The 423-nt window shown below is 65.0% G+C and carries 1 pseudogene; it reads right to left on the bottom strand.

Going from position 1 to position 423, the window contains the following annotated elements:
- Positions 1-287 precede the first annotated feature (287 nt).
- Positions 288-423 (bottom strand): annotated as a pseudogene (locus G3I71_RS52105) (DUF3052 family protein); the annotation flags it as partial.

Below are 423 nucleotides of genomic sequence, written 5' to 3'. Positions count from 1 at the left end.
CGGCGGAACGGGGCGCAAAGCCCGCCTGCGGCCCCAGCGGTATCCCCTACTTCCGTGAGGACCTGATGAATCACCTAGTACTGGCCGTCACCTTGGTGCTGATGCTGGCCGTCGCAGGGACCGCGTGGCACTTCTGGCAGAAGCACCATCACCAGGCGCGCAGGACAAGCCGTCTGCAGAACCATGCGGAAAGGCTCACCCAGCAGCTACGCGCTGCCGAGCAGTGCCTGGGGTATCTGGCGAGCACGGTGCTGCCCGCCGTGGGCGCCGCTGCTCAAGCCGGCCGGGATCACGGCGTCGACCTCGTCGTCGTAATCCTCATCGACGAGTTCGCTGACGTGCTTCTCAACGGCGTCACGGAAATCCTGATCGACGTCGTCGTCGTAGCCGATCTCCTGGACCACCTGTTCGGACTGGAAGCCA

The sequence above is a fragment of the Streptomyces sp. SID12501 genome (assembly GCF_010550245.1).
Lineage (GTDB): Bacteria > Actinomycetota > Actinomycetes > Streptomycetales > Streptomycetaceae > Streptomyces.
Note: the sequence above shows the minus strand (reverse complement) of the source record. Positions and strands in the feature narration are given on the sequence as shown.